The following is a 23,338-nucleotide window of genomic DNA, read 5'->3' as shown; positions in this document are numbered from 1 at the left end:
ACAGGAGTCCACATGCTCGACTATCAGGCCCCCCGTGATCTGCTCAAGGACAAGGTCATTCTGGTGACGGGTGCCGGTGACGGCATCGGCCGCGAAGCGGCCCTCACCTATGCGGCCCACGGCGCCACCGTGATCCTGCTCGGGCGTACCAGTGCCAAGCTGGAGGCGGTCTACGACCAGATTGAAGCGGCCGGTCACCCCCTGCCCGCCATCGTGCCGGTGGACTTGAAAGGGGCTACTGCCGCCCACTACCGCGGCATGGCGGAGACCTTCGCTCAGCAGTTCGGCCGCCTCGACGGCGTGCTGTTCAACGCCGGGCTGCTCGGCACCCTGTCGCCGTTCGAACACATTCAGGAGCAGGAGTGGGACGAGGTGATGCAGGTCAACGTCAAATCCGAATTCCTGCTGACCCAGGCGCTGCTGCCCCTCCTTCGCCAGACCGCCAAGGAGCACGGCGAGGCGTCCATCGTCTACACCTCCTCCAGCGTGGGCCGCAAGGGGCGCGCCTACTGGGGCACCTATGCCATTTCCAAGTTCGCCGTCGAAGGCATGATGGAGGTGCTGGCGGACGAGCTGGAGAACACCAGGGTGCGGGTCAACACCCTGAACCCGGGCGGCACCCGCACCAGGATGCGGGCCAGCGCCTTCCCGGCGGAAGATCCGCAAACCCTCAAGACCCCGGCCGATCTGATGCCCCTCTATCTCTACCTGATGGGGCGTGACAGTCAGGGCCAGAGCGGCAAGACCTTCGTGGCCCAGCCCAAATAAATCAACAAATCAACCGGATGGGATTACAGTGAAGAGGGGGTGCCAAGGCGCGCCCTGTTGAATCCCATCGGCCCCAGACAGGTTGCACTATGTTTCGTCCCAAGAGCACGTTTGAGCAATGGCGGATCTTTCAGGCGGTGGTGGACTGCGGCGGTTATGCCCAGGCTGCCGAGGCGCTGAACAAGAGCCAATCCTCCCTCAATCATGCGGTTGCCAAGCTGCAACAGAGTCTGGGGGTGGCCCTGCTGGAGGTGCGGGGGCGCAAGGCGGTGCTGACGCCGGCGGGGGAGATCTTCCTCAAGCGGGCGCGCCAGCTCAGCCAGCAGGTGGAAGAGCTGGAGAACCTGGCCAACAACCTGGAGCGGCAGTGGGAGCCGCAGATCAACCTCTATGTGTCCGTGGTCCAGCCGCGGGAGCGCCTCTACCGGGCGCTGGCCCACTTCTATCCCCGCAGCCGCGGTTGCCGCATCAACCTGCACGAGCGGATCCACTGCCACTTCAATGCGCTGCAGGCGGGAGATCTGATGCTCTCCGAGCACCTGCCCCAGGATCGCACCGGCCTGCCGCTGGACGAAGTCTGTCTGCTTCCTCTGTGCGCAGCGGGCCACCCCCTTGCGGAGCAGGGAGAGCCCATCACCGCCGAGGTGCTGGCCAGCCACAACCAGATAAGCCTGCATCCCCCCATCCACCGCTCGGTGGACTGGAACGATGCGGACGACACCGGCTGGAAGGCGACCCACTATCATGAGGTGCTCAACATGGTGCGCCTTGGCATGGGTTACGCCTGGGTGCCCCGCCACCTGGTGCAGGAGGAGCTCGCCGAGGGCTCGCTGGTGCAGCTCGATCTCACCGGCGGCAACGAACGCTATCTCTACACCTACCTGCTCACCCCCTCGGTGGAGGCGCTGGGGCCGGCGGCCGAGCTGTTGCTGCGCTGCCTGCGCATCGAATACCAGGGAGACAACCCCAGGTAAGGCCGCTTCTTCCCCGCACGACCGGGGCACTGGTGCCGGCACAGCCGGGCATCGGCTCCCTTTTGCATCCCCTATACGTTGGGGACCCGCCAGCAGGCGGCCAGCGCCATCAGCGCCAGGGCCGCCGCCACCATGAAGACCCCGTGGAAGCTCCAGAGCTCCGCCACCGTCCCCGCGATGGCCCCCGCCATGATGGAACCGGTGCGTATGCTGTTGGAAAAGAGCGTGGTCGCCACCCCGGCGCGCCCCGGCATCAAGTCCTGGAAATAGGACATGCCGATGCCGGCCACGATGCCGATGAAGATGGCATTGAGCAGTTGCAGCGCAATGAGGGCATGCTGGCTCGACAGGGTCACGAGACCGCCATAGAAACCGACCCCGGCCAGCACCGCCAGCAGCATCATGGGCCGCTTGCCAAAGCGCCGGGTGTAGTAGCCCGCCAGCAGCATGAAGGGGATCTCCAGGGCCGCCGCCGTGCCCATCAGCAAACCGGCCAGTTTTTCCTCCAGCCCCAGCTCGCGGGTGATGTAGAGGGGCATGTTGATGAGGTACATGCTGTTGCAGGTCCACATCAGGGTGGAGGCGATGAAGAGCGCCCGCACCGACGGATCCCGCCAGCTGCTCACCCGCTCCACCTCGCTGTCCATCACCGGCAGCGGCAGGGAGGGAAGCCAGCGCCACACCACGAAGGCGCAGATGACATAGGCCAGCGCCGAGGCCAGATACATCACCTTGAAGCCGTAGCCGATGGCGAGCGCGAAGGCGATGGGCGGCCCTATCACCCAGGCCAGGGAGAACTGGGCCCGCAGCACCGAGCTAAACATGTCGGCCTGTTTGTTGCGGCTGTCGGCGTATTCCCGCGCCAGGGCGAACAGCTGCGGGCTGGCGGTGGCGGTCAGGCTCGCCAGCAGCACCCCCAGGCTCACCAGCAACCAGTACTGCCGGTTCCAGGCAAACAGCAGGGAGAGCACGATGCCGGCAAAGCAGCAGCGCAGGATCAGCTGCTTGCGATCCCCCTTGTTGTCGGAGCGGTGGCCGAGCCACTGGCTGATGAGGATGCCGATCACCGCGTTCACCGTGTAGAAGAGCCCCACCAGGAAGGGGCGCACCTGCACCTCCTCGGCCAGAAACAGGCTCAAGGTCGGCACCTGCAGCGCCACCGCCACCCCGGTCATGAAGGTCACGGCGAGAAACGAGAGAGAGACGGGATCCGGCCTCTTGCGGGCAACAGACAGCAAACTCATAGAGATACCATTGATATGGAAGAAAAAAAGGAGCCAGATGCGGGCGGGCTTGGCGTATGGCGGCGGCTATTTTATGTCATTATCAACAGCCACCTCAAGGGTTGCGGGGGGGCGTCCAAGTCCGTACATTGGAAGCCCATCCAGCGCCAGTACAAGGATTTAACATGTTTGATTTTGACCGGGAAATAGATCGCAGCGGTACCATGAGCCTGAAATGGGACAAATACAAGGGTCAGGATGTCCTGCCCATGTGGGTCGCAGACACCGACTTCGTCTCTCCCCCCGCCGTACTGGAGGCCCTTACCAAACGGGTCGCCCACGGCATCTTCGGCTATTCGCGCCCCTCTCCCCGGCTCATCGAACTGATCGTATCGCGTCTGGCCAGCCGCTATGGCTGGACCATCCAGCCCGAATGGCTCGTCTTCCTGCCCGGGGTGGTGCCGGGCCTCAATCTCGCCTGCAAGGCCTGGAGCCAGCACGGGCGCGGCATCATCACCCCCAAGCCGGTCTACTACCCCTTCCTGCAGGCACCGGGCTTCAATGACCGCCCCCTGCTCACCGTCCCCGTGGTGGAGGAAGAAGGCCGCTGGGTGCTGGATCTCGAAGAGCTTGAGCGTCAGGCCCCCTCGGCGGATCTGCTGCTGCTGTGCAACCCCCACAACCCGGGTGGCACCGTCTTCACCCGGGAAGAGCTGCTGGCCATCGACGCCATCGCCGAGCGCCACAACCTGGTGATCTGCTCCGACGAAATCCACTGCGACCTGCTGCTGGACAAAGATGCCCGCCACATCCCCTATGGTGCCCTGAGCCCGGAGGCGGCCGAACGCTCCGCCGTCATGATGGCGCCGAGCAAGACCTTCAACATCGCGGGGCTGTGCTGCTCCTTCGCCGTGATCCCCAATGCCCGCCTGCGACTCAAGCTGCAACAGGCGATGCGCGGCATCAGCGCCGACGTCAATCTGCTGGGGTTCGTGGCGGCCGAGGCGGCCTATGAGGGGGGCGAGCAGTGGCTGAATGAACAGCTCGACTACCTGGCCGGCAACCTGGCCCTGATCGAGCAGGCCGTGGCCCGCTGGCCCGGCGTCAAGCTGGCCCGCAACCAGGCCACCTACCTCGCCTGGATCGACATGAGCGCCCTGGGCCTGGACGATCCCGTCGCCTTCTTCGAACAGGCGGGCGTGGGTCTCTCCCCCGGTGCCCAGTTCGGCAACGGCCAGTTCGTGCGGCTCAACTTTGGCTGCACCCGGGCCCGTCTCACCGAGGCCCTGGCCCGCATGGAGAAAGCCATTCTCCAGACCCGCTAGCGAACCGTCCCGGGCGGCGGCCCCAGGCCGCCCGGTGTGCGCAAAAGCGGTAAAATCCGTTCAGCTTCCCGTCTGATACGGATAAGATGAGGCTCATCACCGGATGAGCCCGCCTCCTCCTTATGTTCAGCCACGGTTTCGGTCCACTATGCGCCCATTCGCCTTCTCTGCCCTGTTGCGTCTGCCACGTACCGCCCTGCCCTGGCTTGCGGCCGTGCTGGCGCCCTCCCTCTTCGCCTCCCCCGCCTATGTCACCATCGGTACGGGAGCCCTCAACGGCGTCTACTACCCCACAGGGGGGGCCATCTGCCGCCTGCTCAACGAGGAGAGTGCCCGCCACGGCCTGCACTGCACGGTGCAGAGTACCTCGGGCTCCATCGCCAATCTGGCGGCGCTCGCCAAGGGAGAGGTACAGCTCGCCCTGATGCAGTCGGATGTGCTCTACCATGCGGTGCACGGCAGCGGCCCCTTCGCGGGCCAGGCCCCGGACGATCAGCTGCGCAGCCTCTTGCGGCTCCACAAGGAGTCCCTGACCCTGATTGCCAGCGCCACCAGCAACATCACCACCCTGGCCGACATCAAGGGCAAGCGGGTCGATGTCGGCGCCCCCAACTCCGGGGACAGGGTCACCAGCCGGGCCCTGCTCGATGCCATGGGGTGGCGGATCGCCGACTTCAGCCGCCCGCCCGTGATCTCCGCGGGCAACCGGCTGGAGGGGCTCTGTGACGGCACCCTGGATGCCGCCTTCGTGGTCGCCGGTCACCCCAATCAGGCCATCGGCGATCTCACCGGCCGCTGTCAGGCCCGCCTCATTCCCATCGAGGGGGAACAGGTGGACAAGCTGCTCAAGCAGCACCCCTACTATGATCGCAGCCGCATTGGCGCCAACCTCTATCCGGGGCAGACAAGCGGCGTCAATACCTTCGCCGTCACCGCCGAACTGGTGGCGCTGGCCAGTCTGCCCGAGAGCGAGGTGCACACCCTGCGGGACGTGCTGAACGAGCGGCTCAAGCAGTTCACCCGGCTGCATCCGGCACTGACCACCCTCACCTGGGAAGGCATGCAGGCGGGTAGCATCGCCCTGCTCCATCCCGGCATGCTGGATGCCGTGCCCACCCTCCCGGCGGACACCCTCACGGCATCCGGTGCCGGGGCGACATCGGGTGCCTTGCCGACCTTGTCCCCGGCGAGCAGCGCGGCCACACCGACCGATGGGACAGGCCCCCTGGAAGGCACCGCGCCACTGGAGGGGTCCGACACCTTGCCGGAGCAGCCGGCCGCCGCGACCCTCTCAACCAGTTCGGGGGCGGCCTCCACCAACCAGGCCCCGGCACTGACCGAGCCGCCCACACCGGGCAGCGCAACCCTGGCACCAGGTCATCCCCTGACCCCGCCTGAGGCGCCCGCCTCGTCGGCAACGCCGCTGGAGGCGCCATCACCGGAGGCCATGCCGGCCAGCCCGCCCAGCCACGCGGTGGAGACCACAGCCCCCGCCGGGCAATGAACACCAACCAAGAGGCCACCCCAGGGGTGGCCTCTTGGTTATCGGGAACGGGCGCCTGGCCTGTCACGGCGCCAGCAGCAGCGCCGGATTCTGGATCTCCTCCTCCACCCAGTGCAGCAGCTGCTTGATGGCCCGGGACAGCACCTGGTTCTGGCGCACCACGTACCCCAGGCTGGTACCGGGAAAATCGGTGAGCCGGGTCACCGGGGCGGTCAGCTTGAGCCTGGGGTGAAGGGAGAAATCCGGCACGATGGCGACGCCAAAGCCCGCCTCGGCCCAGTCGAGCTGGGCATCCACGCTCCCCACCTCCATGATGCGGCAGCTCGGCAGGCCGAGCAGGGGCAGGGAGGGGTCGATCAATGCCCGGGTCCGGGTGTCGTGCCCCAGCAGGATCAGGGTCGGCTCGTCCAGAGGATCGCTCTCCCCCGAGCTGGCCCGCGCCTGCCAGCGGGCCAGGCCGTGCCCCAGGGCACACCAGGTCACCTGCTGCAACTCGGTGTAGAAGAGCGGCTCGCTGCGCTTTTGTGCCATCACGAAGCCCAGATCCGCCTTGCCCGCCCGCACCAGATCCGCCGCCTGATCCGAGGTGGTGTTGAACAGGGTGAGGTCGATGCCGGGGAAGGCCTGCTTGAAGCGCTGGAACGGCTGGATGAGCAGCAGGCGCGAGATGATGTCGCTGGCGGCGATGGCGAGCGTCCCCTGGCTCAACTGGCTCAGGGCATTGAGATCGGACTGGCAGAGCTGCAACTCGTTGATGGCGCGCTCGGCGCTTTGCAGCAGCCGCTCCCCCGCCTGGGTCAGGCGAAACGGGCTGCGCTCCACCAGCTTGACCCGGGTCGCCTGCTCCAGGTTCTTGAGGTGCAGGCTCACATTGGGTTGCGTCATGTGCAGTTCGGTGGCCGTCTGGCCGAAGTGCTGCAACCGGGCCAGGGTGACGAAGGTGTGCAGCCAGTGAATGTCCAGCATGGGGTTCCTCTTCTCCCGGGTCGGTGGCAGGGCCAGCGCCGCCAGGGCACGGTCACCACAAAAGGGAGCGCGGTGTCGATAATTGCACCGGAATTATATGGCTTCCTTATCGGAATTATAAAGATAATTAATTTTTCTAATCCTCACGGGGCTCCTAGGATGGACGCCTAACGTCTTAGGAGAAAGAGTCATGTCGTCTATCGTAGTCGTAGGTGCTAACTGGGGTGATGAAGGCAAAGGCCGCATCGTCGATTATCTGGCAGGCCAGGCTGGCGCCAGTATTCGTTTCCAGGGCGGCAACAACGCCGGCCACACCGTGGTCAACGATCTGGGCACCTTCAAGCTGCACCAGGTGCCGAGCGGCGTCTTCAACCCGGATTGCCTGGTCGTGCTGGGCCCTGGCATGGTGATCAGCCCCGAGAAGCTCACCGTCGAGCTGGAAGAGGTCAAGGCCTCCGGCGTCATTCCCAAGCTCGCCATCTCTGACCGTGCCACCCTCTGCCTGCCGCTGCATGCGCTGGAAGACACCCTGGAAGAGCAACGCCTGGGTGACGGCGCCTACGGCTCCACCCGTCAGGGCATCGCCCCGGCTTACGGTGATCGGGTCATGAAAAAGGCGATCCTGGTGGGCTGGCTGAAACAGCCGGACGTGCTGGTCGAGCGCATCCAGTTCATGCTGGACTGGAAACTGCCGCAGATGAAGGCTCTCTATCCGGACTTCGAATTCACCCAGACCGCCCAGGAGATGGCCGACTGGCTGCTGGAAGTGTCCGCTCCCTGGCTGGACGCCGTCTGCAACGTCAGCATGCCCCTCAAGGCACTGCAAGCCGAAGGCAAGACCCTGCTGTTCGAAGCCCAGCTGGGTGCCGGCCGTGATCTCATCTACGGCGAATACCCCTGGGTCACCTCCTCCCACGTTTCCGGCGCCTACGCCGGCATCGGTGGCGGTCTGCCGGGCCTGCGCCCGGAGCGCGTCATCGCCGTGGCCAAGGCCTTCAGCTCCTCCGTCGGTACCGGCACCCTGCTGACCGCCATGGAGAACCAGGACGAGTTCCGCAAGATCACCAACGAGTTCGGCGCCACCACCGGCCGTCCCCGTGACGTGGGTTACTTCGATGCCGTCGCCACCAAGAACGGCGTCGAGCTGCAGGCTGCCACCGAAGTGGCCCTGACCAAGCTGGACTGCCTGACCGGTCTGCCGGATCTGAAGATCTGCGTGGCCTACGAAGGTGCCCACACCGAGAACCCGATCTGGCCGCAGACCGCCGCCCTCACCCCCGTCTACGAGAAGATGGAGAGCTGGAGCGAAGACATCAGCGGCTGCCGCACCTTCGCCGAGCTGCCCAAGGCTGCCCAGGACTATGTGCTGCGCATCGAAGCCCTGCTGGGCGTGCCGGTGCCCATGGTCTCCGTCGGCCCGGGCCGTGACGAGATGATCCTGCGCTAAGGCCCCTCGCCTCTCCCAAAAACCGGCATCCCAGGATGCCGGTTTTTTTATGCCCCTCAAAAGCCCCGAACAGCTCACAAAAGCCACCTCTATGGCATAATTTGAGCCATACGGGCACTCTGTTTTGAGCCAGCCCCCTTAGAGTGAATGCCATATTCACACAAAGGAGTGCCCATCATGAGATCCCCCATTATCCCGCTGCTGCCCCTGTTCTGCCTCGCGGCCCTGCCCGCCAGCGCCATGACCCTCAAGAGTACCGACATCCGCGAGGGTGAACCCATGGACAAGGTCTTCAGCTTCAACGGCTTTGGTTGCAGCGGCGAGAACCGCTCCCCCCAGTTGAGCTGGCAGAGCCTGCCCGCCGGCACCCAGAGCGTCGCCATCACCGCCTATGACCCGGACGCCCCCACCGGCAGCGGCTGGTGGCACTGGCTGGTGGTGAACCTGCCGGCCAGCCAGAGCGAGCTGCCGAGCAATGCCTCCGGCAAGCTCAAGCAGGGGCTGGAGCTTGGCACCGACTACGGTACCCAGGGTTATGGCGGCCCCTGCCCGCCCGCCGGTCACGGCATGCACCGCTACCAGTTCACCGTCTGGGCCCTGCCCAAGGCACTGGAGGTGAAGGCCAACACCCCGCCCGCCATGGTAGGCTACATGCTCAACAGCCTGGCCCTTGGCAAGGCCACCCTGACCGCCACCTTCACCACCCCCTAGGAGCCCGCCCGATGAGCACGCCCCTGCTGCAACTGAATCACTACTTCGGGATCCGCCAGCAGCCCCTGCGCCGGGTGCTCATCTACGCGCCGACCCTCATCTGGGTGCAGCAGGGCCGCAAGCAGCTGTGGTGGCGGGAGCAACGCCTCTCCTTTGACAAGGAGAGCTGGCTGCTGATCCCGGCGGGTCACCGGCTCACCTTCGTCAACCAGCCGGAGCAGGGCACGTTTCGCTCCCAGGCGCTCACCCTGCTGGCCCCGCCACCAGCCGAGTGGCTGGCAGAGAGCCCCCTCGATCTCCTCAAGCCACCGGCCATCAGGGTGACGCCGGCCCTCGCCTTCTGCTTCGATCTCGTCACCACCATGGCGCAGCGGCAGCTCTGCGAGACGGCCCAGACCCAGCTGCTGCAAGGGTTTTATGGCGAGCTCAGGGAAGCGGGGGGCCTTGGCCTGCTCTTTCCTGCCACCACCATGACCCTGGGGGAGCGGCTGGCCCGTTACCTCAGCGTGGAGCCTGGTCTTGATCACCGGCTGGAGACGGTAGCGACCCACTTCGCCATGAGCCGCGCCTCCCTGGTCCGCAAACTGGCCGCCGAAGGGCGCAGCTTTCGCCAGGTGCTGACCCAGGTACGCCTGGGGCACGCCCTCACCCTGCTGCAACAGGGGCTCACGCCGCTTCAGACCGCCCTCGCCTGTGGCTACGACTCCCCCGGCCGCTTTGCCGCGCGCTTCAAGGAGGAGTTCGGCCTGACCCCCCACCAATACCTGCGTACCTGCCCCTCCTCTCTCTCGCTGACTGCCACCACAAAAGTAAATAATTACTAAAATATAAGATTATGTAACCTCGTGTAACCGGGTGATCAGGCTCACACTCGCCCCTCCTGCACTGTGACACAGCGCCAATAACCCCGTCAAAATCGCCCTATAATGGCTCTCGCAAACGCTTTCACTAAAATAATCACTAAAAAACACATTCCTTAACCTACAAAAACTGCCATTGGAGCGAGAGATGTTTCGTAAAAATTCACTTTCCATCACCCTGAGCGTCGCCCTGTTCGGCCTCACTGCCTGCAACGGCAATGACTCCAGCAGCCCGGCCGCCCCCAGCGCCACCCTGGCGAACCAGTATCAGAACGTGATCGACCGCAGCGGCACCCCGCTCCAGTTCCGTGACTTTGACAGCTACGCCAACCTCAAATACAACCCGCTGCTCGATCTCGGTGCCTGGCACGGCTTCCTGCTGCCCGCCAGCGACAGCGAGTGGGGCGGCTTTACCGGCCCCATGGTCATCGCCGAGGAGTACAGCCTGTTCTTCGCAAGGGAATTGGACAAGCTGACCCTGAGCGACGAGAGCGGCCACGCCTTTCCGCTCACCAGCGCCAGCAAGCAGGCGCTGTACGCCATCCCGGGGGCGCTGGTGCAACGCTTCGAATTCGACCCCTTCACCCTGGAGCTGGAGCTGCGCTACGGCGATGCCCGCACTGCGCTGGTTCGCACCCGCCTCATCAACCACACTGACGCCCCCCTCACCCTCAAGCTCAACTGGCAGGGGGAGCTGCTCAACCAGTGGGATGCCAACAAGACGGTCGCCGAGCAGTACCCCGCCTGGACCCGCACCATCAGCCAGACCGAGCGCGGCGTGGCATTCCAGTTCGGCAAGCTGCGCAGCACCTGGAACATCATGCAAAGCGGCAGCGCCAGCTACCGCATCGATCGCACCCTGCCCAGTCGCACCACCCTCGACGAACAGGGCCTCGGCTACGTGAGCGAGGCCAGCCTCACCCTGGCCGCCAAGGGCCAGCAGGATATCTACACCCTGCAGAGCTATGTCCACAGCAGTGCTGACGCGAGTCGCTTCGAGCAGAGCCGCCAGGCGCTGCTGGCCGACCCCGCCAGCCATTTCGACGACGCCATCCGCCGCTGGGAGGATTACCTGGCGCGCGGCCTCTCCAATCAGGGGATCCCGGAGTCGGAGCGGCGCATCGCGGTCAAGGCGATGGAGACACTCAACGGCAACTGGCGCTCGCCGGCCGGTGCCATCCTGCACGACGGGGTGACCCCCTCCAACACCGCCCGCTGGTTCGACGGGGTCTGGGCCTGGGACAGCTGGAAACACGCCTATGCCATGGCCCACTTCAACCCGGAAGTGGCCAAGAACAACGTACGTGCCATGTATGACTACCAGATCCAGGCCGATGACCCGGTCCGGCCGCAGGATGCCGGCATGGTGATCGACGCCATCTTCTACAACAAGCTCGCCGATCGGGGCGGTGATGGCGGCAACTGGAACGAGCGCGACACCAAGCCGCCCCTCTCCGCCTGGGCCATCTGGGAGATCTACAGCGCCACCCAGGACAAGGCCTTCATCGCCGAGATGTACCCGAAGATCCAGGCCTATCACGACTGGTGGTACCGGGCGCGGGACAACAACCGCAACGGCATCATCGAATATGGCGCCACCCGTCACGTCGAGCACAACGACGAGTTCGGCAACATCACCTTCAAGGTGCAGTACCCGACGGGGGCACCGGTCGGGCTGGATCTGTCGAGCTGTACCAATGAGGGAGATGGCTGGTATGGCTGCGCCGGCATGGCGCTCTATCAGCAGGTATTGAGCGTTGGCGGCTACACCGACATGGATATCGGCGCCCAGCACGGTGCCGGCTGGGAGTCCGGCATGGACAACGCCGCCCGCTTCGGCTTTATCGAACCGGAGCAGCTCAAGCGCTATGCCGACAAGACCTATGGCGGCGACATGGCCAGGGCGCGCCAGGACTGGAACGTCTTCTTCTTTGAAAACCATCAGGACGACGGCAGCCTCATCGGCTTCTCCATCGATCAGGAGTCGGTGGAGCTCAACGCCTTCCTCGCCAAGGAGAAACGCATCCTGGCCGACATGGCCGAGCTGCTCGGCAAGCCGGACGAGGCGAGCCGCTACCGCGAAGGGGCGACCCAGCTGGCCGATTACATCAACAGCTGCCTGTTCGATGAGGCCTCCGGCTTCTATTACGACCGCCAGATAGCCCAGGGGGATCTGCCCGACGCCAACGGCTGCGTCGGCAAGCTGTTGACCGCCCGCGGCCGTGGCCCGGAAGGGTGGAGCCCGCTCTGGGCCGAGGTGGCGGACAAAGAGAAGGCGGCGCGGGTGCGCGAGGTGATGCTCAATGCCCAGGAGTTCAACACCAGGGTGCCGCTCGGCACGGCGGCGCTGACCAACCCGGCCTACGACCCCGACATCTACTGGCGCGGCCGGGTCTGGCTGGATCAGTTCTACTTCGGGGTGAAGGGGCTGGAGAACTACGGCTATCGCAGCGATGCCCAACAGCTCGTCAACAAGCTGTTTAGCAATGCCGAGGGGCTGGCGGGCAGCGGCCCCATCCGCGAAAACTACAACCCGGAGACCGGCGCCATGCAGGGGGCCAGCAACTTCAGCTGGAGCTCGGCCCACCTCTACATGCTCTATCGCAACTTCCTGAAAACAGAGGGCTGATCCCTCTTTGCAGCAATGAGCCAACAAAAAGGCCTCCGCAAGGGAGGCCTTTCTTATGGCAGCGCCGCAGGTGGCGACTTACTTCACGGTCACCCGGGCAAACTTGCGCTTGCCGACCTGGTAGACGGCGGTACCGGCACCGATGAGGGCCTTGCCATCGTCCAGCTTCTCGCCATCGACCTTCACCGCGCCCTGCTTGATCATGCGCAGCGCTTCGGAGGTGGTGGCCACCAGATCGGCGTCTTTGAGCAGGTTGGCGATGGCCAGCCCTTCCCCTTCCAGTGCCAGTTCGACTTCCGGCATGTCGTCCGGAATGGCGTTCTTGGAGAAGCGCTGGGTGAAGTCTTCGTGGGCCGCTTCGGCCGCCGCTTCATCGTGATAACGGGCGATGATCTCTTTGGCCAGCCAGATCTTCACGTCGCGCGGGTTGAGAGTGCCGGCAGCAATACCTGCCTTGAACTCTTCGATTTCAGCCAGCGGACGGAAGGAGAGCAGCTCGTAGTAGTTCCACATCAGATCGTCGGTGATGGACATGATCTTGCCGAACATCTCCCCCGGGGCATCGTGTACGCCGATGTAGTTGGCAGCGGACTTGGACATCTTCTTGACACCGTCCAGGCCTACCAGCAGCGGCATCATCAGCACGCACTGGGTCGCCATGCCCGCATCTTTTTGCAGCTCGCGCCCCATCAGCAGGTTGAACTTCTGATCGGTACCGCCGAGCTCGACGTCCGCCTTCAGCGCGACCGAGTCATAGCCTTGCAGCAGCGGATAGAGGAATTCGTGAATGGCGATGGACTGGCCGCCCGAGTAGCGCTTCTTGAAGTCGTCGCGCTCCATCATGCGGGCCACGGTCTGCTTGGCCGCCAGCTTGATCATGCCGGTCGCGCCCAGCTCACTCAGCCAGGTGGAGTTGTACTCGATGCGGGTCTTGGCCGGGTCGAGGATCTTGAACGCCTGCTCGGCATAGGTGAGGGCGTTGTGCTTGATGGCCTCTTCGGAGAGCGGCGGACGGGTGGCGTTCTTGCCGGAGGGGTCACCCACCATGGCGGTGAAGTCACCGATCAGCAGGATCACTTCATGGCCCAGATCCTGGAAGGTCTTCAGCTTGTTGAGGATCACGGTATGACCCAGGTGGATGTCCGGCGCGGTCGGGTCCATCCCCAGCTTGATGCGCAGGGGGCGCCCTTCCTTCAACTTGGCGATCAGTTCTTCTTCAACCAGAATTTCTTCCGCTCCGCGCTTGATCTCGGCTAGCGCCACCTCGAGCTGGGACATTTTTTGACTCTCCAATCACGATTCCACAGGGCCAGACATATTACTGGAATGGCGGGCCAATTGGAAAGGCGGTAAACTCCGACCTTCTTCCGGGTTCAACTTTGTCTGCTTCTCATGGTCCTTTGGCACGCCTTCAACTCTCTCCCTCACTGGCACCGCAAGATGGTGCTTATCCTGAGCATCATGGTGATGATGCTGGCGGCCTGGCCGAGCGAACAGGCAGTCGCCACCCGGGTCGATGACAACGACAACGAACTGGCCGTCGAGCAGCAGGTCGACGAGGAGGCGCAGCTGGCACGGGCCGAGCCCGTCACCCCGCCCAAACCGCGCTATGTCAACAGACAGGTGAAGGTGCGCAGCGGCGACAACATGGGGGTCATCTTCCAGCGCCTGGGCCTCAGCACCACGGATCTGCACCTCATCGACCAGCTCGAGGGCACGGATACCCTGCGCCTGCTCAAACCCGGTCAGGAGCTCACCTTCAAGCTCACCAAGGGCGGCGAGCTGCACAGCCTCTATTACCCCCACAGCCTGGAGCAGGCGCTCAAGGTGAACCGCCTGGATGACGGCTTCGTGGCCAGGCCGGTGAAGATCGAGCTCGACACCCGCGAACAGGTGGCCCAGGGGGAGATCCGCTCCAGCTTCTGGGGCGCCGCCGTCGAAGCGGGCATGACGGAAGACCAGATCATGGATCTCGCCGCCATCTTCGGCTGGGACATCGACTTTGCCCAGGACCTGCAACCGGGGGACAGCTTCCGGGTGGTCTACCAGGACAAATACCAGGATGACGAGCGGGTTGCCTCCGGCGACATCCTGGCCGCCGAGTTCGTCAACCAGGGGGCCATCTACCGCGCCGTGCTGAACCAGGATGGCAACTACTACACCCCGGACGGCAAGGCGATGCGCAAGAGCTTCCTGCGCGCGCCGGTCAACTTCAAATACATCAGCTCCAACTTCAATCCGCGCCGCCTTCACCCGGTCACCGGCAAGGTGCGTCCCCACAACGGCATCGACTACGTAGCGCCGGTGGGGACCCCCATCATGGCGGCGGGCGGCGGCAGCGTGGTGGCCGCCGGCTACAACCAGTTCAACGGCAACTACGTCTTCATCAAGCACGCGGGCAACTACGTGACCAAGTACCTGCACCTCTCCAAGCGCACCGTCAACAAGGGGCAGCGAGTGAAGCAGGGGCAGACCATCGGCCTGCTCGGTGGCACCGGCCGGGTCACAGGCCCGCACCTGCACTATGAATTCGTGGTGGGCGGCGTGCACAAGAACCCGCGCACCCTCAACCTGCCCCAGGCGGAGTCTCTCAGCGGGCGGGCGCTGGCCAGCTTCAAGGCCCAGGCCATGCCCCAGCTGGCCAAGCTGGACAGCCCCGAGCTGCAACTGGCCAGAAACAAGGGCAACGGCGACGACAGCTGAGCGCTGTCGACCAAGGTGGAACACGGTATCAGACCGTTCCTCTGCACCACTGAAGAGGTGATGTCATGAGCGGGCCATATATCCGATTGATGTCGGGAACCAAGGCGGAACACAGCATCGGACCGTTCCTCTGCATCATTGAAAGGGGGTTGTCATGACGGAACGCTATATAGGCTGGATGCCCGGTACCAGAGCGGGGCATGGTATCGAACCGTTCCTCTGCATCATTGAAAGAGGGTTGTCATGACTGAGCGCTATATAGGCTTGATGTCCGGTACCAGCATGGACGGTATCGACGCCGTGCTGGTGCAGCTCGAGGGGGATGCACTGCGGGTCGAGGCGGCCCTCTGCCATCCCTGGCCTGTCGATACGGCTCGCACCCTGCATGAGCTTTGCACCCCGGGCGACAACGAAATCGACCGCATGGGGGTCGCCGACAACCTGGTGGCCCGCGAATTTGCCGCCGCCACCCAGGCCCTGCTCGCCAAGGCGGCGCTGACTCCCAAGGAGATTCGCGCCATCGGCAGTCACGGCCAGACCATACGCCACCGCCCTGCCCTCGGCTTTACCCTGCAAATAGGCAACGCGGCCCTGCTGGCGGCCCTGACCGGCATCGACGTGGTGGCCGATTTTCGCACCATGGACATGGCCCTCGGCGGTCAGGGGGCCCCCCTGGTGCCCGCCTTCCATCAGGCGCTCTTTGCCCGCCCCGGCGCCCTTCGGGTGGTGCTGAACCTCGGCGGCATTGCCAATATCTCGGTGCTGCCCGGCCAGACCGACGGGGGGGCGGGTTCAGGGGTATATGGCTTCGATACCGGCCCCGCCAACACCCTGCTCGACGGCTGGTATCGCCGCCACCAGCCCCACGGTGGCAGCTATGATGCCGGTGGCCAGTGGGCCGCCAGCGGCAAGCTTGTTCCTGCGCTGCTGGAGCAGTTGCTGGCTCACCCCTACTTCGCCGCCCCCGCCCCCAAGAGCACGGGGCGTGAGATGTTCACCCTGGAGTGGCTCGACGGCGAGCTGGACGGCTGCGCATACGCCCCCGCTGATGTGCAGCGTACCCTGCAATCCCTCACCTGCCACAGCATCGCCCGCCAGTTGCCCGCCCACAGTGGCGCGCCAACCCGGCCCGAGCTGTTTGTCTGCGGCGGCGGCGCCCACAACGCCCCGCTGCTGGCGGAGCTGGCCAACCTGCTGCCCGACTGGCATTTGACCAGCACCGCCCAGCTCGGCCTTGCACCGGACTGGGTGGAAGGGGCCGCCTTTGCCTGGCTGGCGCAGCGATTTATCCAGCGAAAGCCGGGCAACCTGCCTGCGGTGACCGGGGCGAGCCGCCCGGCGGTGCTGGGCGCCCTCTATCCCGCCTGAACCGCTCCCCGAGCGCCCTCCCTCTAATGGAACAAGCCCGAACAGGTGCACCTGATCGGGCTTGTTGTTGTGCCTGACGCCAGATGGCGCAGACCCGTCACTCTGTGCTCCCTACCCGAGCCGCTCTTGCAACCTGGCCGCCTGCGCCTTGAAGGTCTCATAATCGGCGACATGCCGGCTCCTGGCGGCGGTGATCCACTGCACGCCCGTCTCGTCGGCGTGGGAAAATTCGATGCAAAACTCATATTTCGCGCTGGAGAGCAGCCCCATCAGGGCGCCAGACAGAAAACCCACCAGGGGCAGTAAGAGCACGATGAGCCAGTTGCCCGCTTGCTCGTAGGAAGGGGTGAAGTAAAAGAGCACACTGGAGGTGACCACCCCCAGCAACAAGCTCTTCTTGAGCCGATCCATCCAGCCGAGAGCTTTTACCTGCACGCCGACGATGCGGCCCAGATCGTAGCAATCCTTGTTGACCCTCAGTGTGTTGTCCGACTGTTCAATGGCAATGGCCATCCTGATACTCCGTCCTGTTGGCTATGGCGATAAGGGGTTGCCGTGGCGGCCCCGGATTGTGCATCCCGTGATCATGACAGGACCAGCGGCCAGCCACGGGGCGATGGGCGGCACCTCCCCCAACAGGAACACACGCTGCGCATGGTATGCGTATGGCGCCAAACATCAAAAGACGTTCACATCAAAAGGCGAGGTGGATCACCTTCTACCCGCCCCTTGTCCCCCGTGCAGCCGTTGGCTTTTCTGGCCATCCCCTCTTGGGTAAGGTAGCCGGGGAGCAGGGGTCATTGAGATAACAGCCCCGTGATGACCCTCAGGAGGGGCGGGCCGATGGGATGGCACCATGGGCCCGCACCTCGAGAGCACTCCCATGGCCCTAGAAGGCCCACTTCAGGAAGCGGTGTACCTGGCGCTTGACCGGTGCACAGAGCGGCGGTTTGGGAGGCTCCAGGTTGATCTGTCTGCGGCCCACCCTGGCTTCGCCCCGCAGCAGGATCTGGAGATAGTGGGGGTGCTGGCGCTGGATGAATCGAGAGATCTCATGGGCCCAGGGTTTGGGGACTCCCCACAGGGTCGAGGCCAGGGCGCCGACGATACAGAAGAAGGCGGGCTCGTGCATGCCCATCCTGACGCCATTCTCCAGCGCCTCCTTGAAGGAGCCCGAATGGGCGATGCAGGTCATCACATTGACCATGAAGGCGGCATAGTCATCTTCCCCGCCGTGGCCCACCCTGGCCACCAGCCCGGCCTGCGGCCTGTAGCCGAACTGGTGGCCGATGTGCTCAAGCACCGCATTGCGCTGGCGAATGACCTTGGCATAGAACATCAGCATGGCGGTGCAGTCGAGCACCTGGCTCAAGGCCGCCTGATGGGGATGGGTCTGGGTGGGACGGGGGGTGGTCAGCAGCGCGATCTCCTCCGAGATGGCGAGCAGACCGATGGGCACCGCCGTGCTGATAAAGGCGAGGTCAATGGCGATCGCCAGGTCCTGGCCCTCCTCCATCCGGCCGATGACCACCTGCTCGGCAAAGAGGCGACGCTGGCGCTCGATAAAGGCGCCATAGATCAGGGCTCTGAACTTCTTCTGGGGATAGGGGGTATCGAGCAGGGTCTCCATGGTCAGGATGGCGGCGCCGGTGCGACCACGCAGTTGATAGTCGGGGGCGAGGGGGAAGTGCTTGCCTAGGCGGGGGGGTGGCCGAAACCCGCTGGTGCGGCTGTACATGTCACCCAGAATGAATCCAAGCATAAAACCTCCGAAGTCAGATGACGGGGATCGCGATGCGATCGCATGTGCCACTCCCGGGCAGATGAGTGCCGATCCGTGCTGCTCGTCGGCAGGGTCCCTGATTTCATTATTAATCATACAGTTAATAATCCACCCAAACCCCGACCCAGGTCGCAATAACGGCAGTTGATGATAAAGAGCACAAATAAGGGTGTGCGGGGAAGATGAGCCGGCTGCATCGCAAGGAGTGCGGGATACGTCAGGGCGGCAAAGCAGGGCGGACTCCGGGGCCCCCTCACAGGAAAGGTCATGACAGGAGTGATATGCATCGGGGGGCGGCAAGTCGGGCCAGGCAAGGGGAAGGCCCCCTCCCCTTGCGTATGAGCCTTGTTGGCGGGCTGCGTTCGCGCCGCTGAAAAGATATGGCATAGGCGGCGCGGTGACCCGCCCATGTCAGCCTCCGCTGCAGGGGCTAAAAAGCGCCCTCTCTTTCTCCCGTATTTATGTCATGACCTGTGGCCATGCAAAGAGGGTGAATGTTATTTCAGTGTGCTCACCGCAGCATATTTTGGCGGCGCTGAACAGGGCGTCGAGAGAGCGATAAATAGATAGCTATGCAAAACCGGGAGAATAAGCTGCAATGTCGCCAAAAGTATTAACGGAGGATTCACAGGCTGTAACCCTGATGCGCGACAATATGGCGCTATCTGGTTCCACTTTCATGGTAAAGCGGGATCATCATCACCTTTATTTGCAATGCCCGTCATGAATTGAATCGCAAAATGAATATATTTCACTCTGTTGAGCCACTTCATAGAAACAGGATCCCGGTTTGCATCCCCGTATAACCGCCCCCTAGAATTCTCCCGTCTGAATCACCAGGCCAACTTCTCTCCCTTGTCTGTTGCACGCGCTGTCTGCATCGAAACAGGGCTCGACACTGTGATGATCGTTCTCCTTTTCTCCGTCGCCCTGCGGCGGGAACGGGCAACTGTTGCCGCAATATCACGAGTCATCAGCGTGCCGCATTCGGTCAGGGAAGAGCAATGCGGCCCGGACCCTACATCAAAAACGAAAAAGGAGTATCGCCATGAGTGGTACCATCATCAAATCCGCCAGAAATACCCCCAATGCGCCTCAGGATCTGGGGCCCTATACCCAGAGCGTGGCCTTCTCCCACTACAACAATATTGCCGCCCAGCTGCCGGTCGATCCGAAAACGGGCGCGCTGGTCGCAGGGGATATCCAGGCGCAGGCCAGGCAGTGTCTCACCAATATCCAGGCCATCGTCCAGAGCATTGGCCACGGCATGGAGGACATGGTGAAGGTGACCCTGTTCCTCGCGGACATAGCCGACCTCGATGCCGTCAACGCCGTCTATCGGGAATTCTTCCCCCACTCGCTGCCGACCCGCACAGTGCTAGCGGTGGCCGGTCTGCCGCTCGGCGCCAGGGTGCAGATGGACGCCCTGCTCTCCAACGGGGAAGGCACCTTCCCCCAGGCTCCCTGCCCGCTGCTCAAACTCGCCCGCAATAGCGACCACGCCCCGCAGGATCCGCTCTCCAGCCAGAGCGTCGCCTTCTCCCATTACAACAATATCGGTGCCCAGCTGCCCCTCGACCCCGCCTCCGGCGCCCTGGTTGAGGGTGGTATTCGCGAGCAGGCGGCCCAGTGCCTGCGCAATATCAAAACCGTGCTGGAGAGCATCGACGTGCCCTTTGACGACATCGTCAAGGTGACCGTCTATCTGACCAATCTGGCGGATCTCGACGCCGTCAACGAGGTCTACACCACCTTCTTCCCGGACTCCGCCATCGCCCGTGCCGTCGCCTATCTGCCGGCCCGCAGCGTGATCGCGGCCTCTGCCCTGCCGCTGGGTGCCCGGGTGCAGATGGATGCGGTCATCTCCCACGGTGACGGCACCCCGCCCCAGCTGGTGGAAGACAGACACAATCTGGTGATCCGCGCCCGCAATACCGACAAGGCACCGAGAAGCCCGCTGCATTGCCAGAGCGTCGCCTTCTCCCACTACAACCATATCGCGGGCCAGCTGCCGCTCGACATGACCACAGACAAAGTGCTGACCGGTTGCGTCCGTGAACAGACCGCCCAGTGCCTCGGCCATATCAAGACCATCGTCGAGAGCATCGGCCATGTGATGGACGATATCGTCAAGGTCAATATCCAGGTGAAGAACATCGCGGATCTGGCGGACGTGGATGCCATCTACGCCAAATATTTCCCGGGCTATCTGCCTGCCCGCACCGTGATTGGCGTGAGCGAGCTGCCCGCCGGCGCCCTGGTGCAGATGGATGCGGTGATGTCCAATGCGGAAAGTACCCCGCCGCAGGTTTAAAGCTCGCTTTAAATAATGAAAAGACACCGGCTTAGGCCGGTGTCAGGTAATAGCTATATCTGTACAAGCTGTGATTACAACTTTCCGTTAACTTCATCCTTTATTGTAACGGGAATTGAACGCTTACCTTCAAAATGCTCCTTCATCAAGCAATGAAGCTCCTTTTGAGTTTTTAGAGCCTCATCATCACTAGGAAAATAAACAATCGACATTGGGATAGACTTCTTACCAAGAAATACATCCACCAATTGACTTCGGATGTATTTTTGCTCAGTCTCTTGATCAGCGTACGCCTTTGGAAAATATCCAGCTTTCTTGATATGAACCTTATCGAAATCAAAACCTAAGGACTCACCCATTTCATACAAGAGATCAGACAGCTGATCATTTCGCTTTTCCTCCCAAATTTTTTGCATGCTTTCATCATCATTTGGATATGAATTCAGATGATCTAAGGAAAGTGCGAACAAGTATCCCACGAACAAAAAATGAAAATTTTAGTCATTTAATATCAATGGGTTACCAGTAAATGCTCTCGTGCCATATGACTTATTCGCACCTTCCCTAACCCCATAAAAATTACCTTATCAAATAAACAATGACGAACTAACAAAAAACGCCCCCCATCTTGCGATGGAGGGCGTTTTTATTTTCTGACTATTGGGCCAGAGTGGCCCAATGTTCAGCGATTACAGGGATTCAGCGGTCGCAACCACGTTTTCCACGGTAAAGCCGAATTCCTTGAACAGCAGCTCGGCCGGGGCGGACTCACCGAAGGTGGTCATACCGATGATCTTGCCGCCGAAACCGACGTACTTGTACCAGTAGTCGGCGATGCCCGCTTCGATGGCCACACGCTTGGTGACGGCGGCCGGCAGGACGGACTCTTTGTACTCGGCAGATTGAGCGTCGAACACGTCGGTAGACGGGATGGAGACCACGCGCACGGCACGGCCCTTGGCAGTCAGCTGCTCATAGGCAGCCACGGCCAGCTCCACTTCGGAACCGGTGGCGATCAGGATCAGTTCCGGGGTACCGGCGCAATCCTTCAGCACATAACCACCCTTGGCGGCATCGGCCAGTTGCTGGGCGGTGCGGTCCATCTGGGCCAGGTTCTGACGGGAGAAGATCAGGGAGGTCGGGCCGTCGGTACGCTCGATGGCGTGTTTCCAGGCGATGGCGGACTCTACCTGGTCACACGGGCGCCAGGTGCTCATGTTCGGGGTCAGACGCAGGGAGGCGATCTGCTCCACCGGCTGGTGGGTCGGGCCATCTTCACCCAGACCGATGGAGTCGTGGGTGTAGACGAAGATGGCGCGCTGCTTCATCAGGGCGGCCATGCGCAGGGCGTTGCGGGCGTACTCCATGAACATCAGGAAGGTGGCGCCGTAGGGGATGAAACCACCGTGCAGGGCGATGCCGTTCATGATGGCGGACATGCCGAACTCGCGCACGCCGTAGTGGATGTAGTTGCCTGCGGCGCTCTCGGGAGTCAGGGACTTGGAGCCGGACCACATGGTCAGGTTGGACGGCGCGAGATCTGCGGAGCCGCCCATGAATTCCGGCAGCAGCTTGCCGAAGGCTTCCAGGGAGTTCTGGGACGCTTTACGGGTCGCGATCTTGGCCGGGTTGGCCTGCAGGGTTTCGATGATCTTGGCGGATTCAGCAGCCCAGTTGGCCGGCAGCTCGCCTGCGGTGCGGCGCTTGAACTCGGCAGCCAGGGCCGGGTGAGCGGCTTCATAGGCGGCGAACTTGGCAGCCCAGTCGGATTCGAGCTTGGCGCCCTTTTCCTGACCGTTCCACTCGGCGGCGATGTCGGACGGGATGACGAACGGCGCGTGGTCCCACTTCAGGAAGGCACGGGCGGCGGCGATCTCGTCGTTGCCCAGCGGTGCGCCGTGGCAGTCGTGGGAGCCGGACTTGTTCGGGGAACCGTAACCGATGATGGTGCGGCAGCAGATCAGGGTCGGCTTGCCGGTCTCGGCCTTGGCGGCTTCGATGGCGGCGTTGATGGCTTCCGGATTGTGACCGTCAACGGCCGGGATGACGTGCCAGCCGTAGGCTTCGAAGCGCTTGGGAGTGTCGTCGGTGAACCAGCCTTCTACGTGACCGTCGATGGAGATGCCGTTGTCATCCCAGAACGCGATCAGCTTGCCCAGGCCCAGGGTGCCGGCCAGGGAGCAGGCTTCGTGGGAGATACCTTCCATCAGGCAGCCGTCGCCCATGAAGGCGTAGGTGTAGTGGTCGACGATGTCGTGACCCGGCTGGTTGAACTGCTCGGCCATGGCCTTCTCGGCGATCGCCATGCCCACGGCGTTGGTGATGCCCTGACCCAGCGGACCGGTGGTGGTTTCAACGCCCGGCGCATAACCGTACTCCGGGTGACCCGGGGTGCGAGAGTGCAGTTGGCGGAAGTTTTTCAGATCGTCGATGGAGAGGTCATAACCGGAGAGGTGCAGCAGGGAGTACAGCAGCATGGAGCCGTGGCCGTTGGAGAGAATGAAACGGTCGCGGTCGGCCCACTTGGGGTTGTTCGGGTTGTGTTTGAGGTGGCTGCGCCACAGCACTTCAGCGATATCCGCCATTCCCATGGGGGCGCCCGGGTGACCGGAGTTGGCTTTTTGAACGGCATCCATACTCAATGCACGAATGGCATTGGCAAGCTCTTTACGAGAAGGCATCTGTATCTCCTGCGATTGCTTCATTTGATGGCCAAGATTAAGGCGCGTTATTGTCCCAGCAGGGGGCGCGGCGTGCAAATAT

The 23,338-nt window shown here is 63.1% G+C and carries 18 protein-coding genes; 11 read left to right on the top strand and 7 right to left on the bottom strand.

All coding sequences use genetic code 11. The annotated features are described in order from the left end of the window. Positions 1-12: 12 nt before the first annotated feature. Positions 13-768 (top strand): YciK family oxidoreductase, encoded by a 756-nt coding sequence (locus C2U37_RS14260; protein WP_103261740.1) that lies wholly within the window; start codon positions 13-15, stop codon positions 766-768. A gap of 89 nt (positions 769-857) precedes the next feature. Beyond that, a complete protein-coding gene (locus C2U37_RS14255) occupies positions 858-1,742 on the top strand; it encodes a LysR family transcriptional regulator (RefSeq protein ID WP_042015608.1) in 885 nt (294 codons plus the stop codon). A gap of 71 nt (positions 1,743-1,813) precedes the next feature. On the opposite strand, the gene C2U37_RS14250 is transcribed toward C2U37_RS14255, so the two are convergent. Next, complete coding sequence (locus C2U37_RS14250; protein ID WP_069652864.1) at positions 1,814-2,986, bottom strand: MFS transporter; 1,173 nt, start codon at positions 2,984-2,986, stop codon at positions 1,814-1,816. A 164-nt stretch (positions 2,987-3,150) separates the two neighbouring features. Here C2U37_RS14250 and C2U37_RS14245 point away from each other — a divergent pair, with 164 nt between their 5' ends. Both C2U37_RS14245 and C2U37_RS14240 read left to right on the top strand, forming a co-directional pair. Next, entirely contained in the window at positions 3,151-4,290 is a 1,140-nt protein-coding gene (locus tag C2U37_RS14245) for a MalY/PatB family protein (RefSeq protein WP_010673889.1), read from the top strand. Positions 4,291-4,438: 148 nt separating this feature from the next. Next, positions 4,439-5,794, top strand: coding sequence for a TAXI family TRAP transporter solute-binding subunit (locus tag C2U37_RS14240; protein WP_104452508.1), 1,356 nt, complete (start codon positions 4,439-4,441; stop codon positions 5,792-5,794). A 63-nt stretch (positions 5,795-5,857) separates the two neighbouring features. Here the strand turns inward: C2U37_RS14240 and C2U37_RS14235 are convergent, their stop codons facing one another. Next, entirely contained in the window at positions 5,858-6,760 is a 903-nt protein-coding gene (locus C2U37_RS14235; RefSeq protein WP_041212603.1) for a LysR family transcriptional regulator, read from the bottom strand. 190 nt (positions 6,761-6,950) lie between these two features. On the opposite strand from C2U37_RS14235, the gene C2U37_RS14230 reads away from it, so the two are divergent. The 4 genes from C2U37_RS14230 to ygjK all read left to right on the top strand — a co-directional run bounded on the left by C2U37_RS14230 (position 6,951) and on the right by ygjK (position 12,407). Further along, positions 6,951-8,207: an adenylosuccinate synthetase gene (locus tag C2U37_RS14230; RefSeq protein ID WP_010673886.1), complete on the top strand. Its 1,257-nt coding sequence runs from the start codon at positions 6,951-6,953 to the stop codon at positions 8,205-8,207. 177 nt (positions 8,208-8,384) lie between these two features. Next, complete coding sequence (locus C2U37_RS14225) at positions 8,385-8,918, top strand: YbhB/YbcL family Raf kinase inhibitor-like protein (RefSeq protein WP_104452507.1); 534 nt, start codon at positions 8,385-8,387, stop codon at positions 8,916-8,918. Positions 8,919-8,929: 11 nt separating this feature from the next. After that, the gene (locus tag C2U37_RS14220; RefSeq protein ID WP_052814363.1) at positions 8,930-9,742 is read left to right on the top strand and encodes a helix-turn-helix transcriptional regulator; all 813 of its coding nucleotides are present in this window, start codon (positions 8,930-8,932) and stop codon (positions 9,740-9,742) included. Positions 9,743-9,926: 184 nt separating this feature from the next. Continuing rightward, positions 9,927-12,407 (top strand): alpha-glucosidase, encoded by a 2,481-nt coding sequence (ygjK, locus tag C2U37_RS14215; RefSeq protein ID WP_104452506.1) that lies wholly within the window; start codon positions 9,927-9,929, stop codon positions 12,405-12,407. A gap of 78 nt (positions 12,408-12,485) precedes the next feature. Here the strand turns inward: ygjK and tyrS are convergent, their stop codons facing one another. Next, a complete protein-coding gene (tyrS, locus tag C2U37_RS14210; RefSeq protein WP_045525179.1) occupies positions 12,486-13,685 on the bottom strand; it encodes a tyrosine--tRNA ligase in 1,200 nt (399 codons plus the stop codon). 114 nt (positions 13,686-13,799) lie between these two features. Between tyrS and C2U37_RS14205 the strand changes: the two genes are divergently transcribed. Both C2U37_RS14205 and C2U37_RS14200 read left to right on the top strand, forming a co-directional pair. Next, positions 13,800-15,110, top strand: coding sequence for a peptidoglycan DD-metalloendopeptidase family protein (locus C2U37_RS14205; protein WP_104452505.1), 1,311 nt, complete (start codon positions 13,800-13,802; stop codon positions 15,108-15,110). Positions 15,111-15,353: 243 nt separating this feature from the next. Then, on the top strand, positions 15,354-16,478 hold the full coding sequence (locus C2U37_RS14200; protein ID WP_104452504.1) for an anhydro-N-acetylmuramic acid kinase: 1,125 nt from the start codon (positions 15,354-15,356) through the stop codon (positions 16,476-16,478). A 111-nt stretch (positions 16,479-16,589) separates the two neighbouring features. Here C2U37_RS14200 and C2U37_RS14195 read toward each other — a convergent pair whose 3' ends face one another. Both C2U37_RS14195 and C2U37_RS14190 read right to left on the bottom strand, forming a co-directional pair. Next, complete coding sequence (locus C2U37_RS14195; RefSeq protein WP_232098004.1) at positions 16,590-16,991, bottom strand: hypothetical protein; 402 nt, start codon at positions 16,989-16,991, stop codon at positions 16,590-16,592. 376 nt (positions 16,992-17,367) lie between these two features. Then, the gene (locus C2U37_RS14190) at positions 17,368-18,240 is read right to left on the bottom strand and encodes a hypothetical protein (RefSeq protein WP_104452503.1); all 873 of its coding nucleotides are present in this window, start codon (positions 18,238-18,240) and stop codon (positions 17,368-17,370) included. Positions 18,241-19,309: 1,069 nt separating this feature from the next. Between C2U37_RS14190 and C2U37_RS14185 the strand changes: the two genes are divergently transcribed. Continuing rightward, complete coding sequence (locus tag C2U37_RS14185) at positions 19,310-20,575, top strand: RidA family protein (RefSeq protein WP_104452502.1); 1,266 nt, start codon at positions 19,310-19,312, stop codon at positions 20,573-20,575. 74 nt (positions 20,576-20,649) lie between these two features. Here C2U37_RS14185 and C2U37_RS14180 read toward each other — a convergent pair whose 3' ends face one another. After that, entirely contained in the window at positions 20,650-20,991 is a 342-nt protein-coding gene (locus C2U37_RS14180) for a DUF6680 family protein (protein ID WP_017765043.1), read from the bottom strand. A gap of 273 nt (positions 20,992-21,264) precedes the next feature. Continuing rightward, positions 21,265-23,256: a transketolase gene (tkt, locus tag C2U37_RS14175; RefSeq protein ID WP_104452501.1), complete on the bottom strand. Its 1,992-nt coding sequence runs from the start codon at positions 23,254-23,256 to the stop codon at positions 21,265-21,267. Positions 23,257-23,338: the final 82 nt, after the last annotated feature.

The sequence above is a fragment of the Aeromonas sp. ASNIH1 genome (genome assembly GCF_002934285.1).
Classification (GTDB): domain Bacteria; phylum Pseudomonadota; class Gammaproteobacteria; order Enterobacterales; family Aeromonadaceae; genus Aeromonas; species Aeromonas caviae.
Note: the sequence above shows the minus strand (reverse complement) of the source record. Positions and strands in the feature narration are given on the sequence as shown.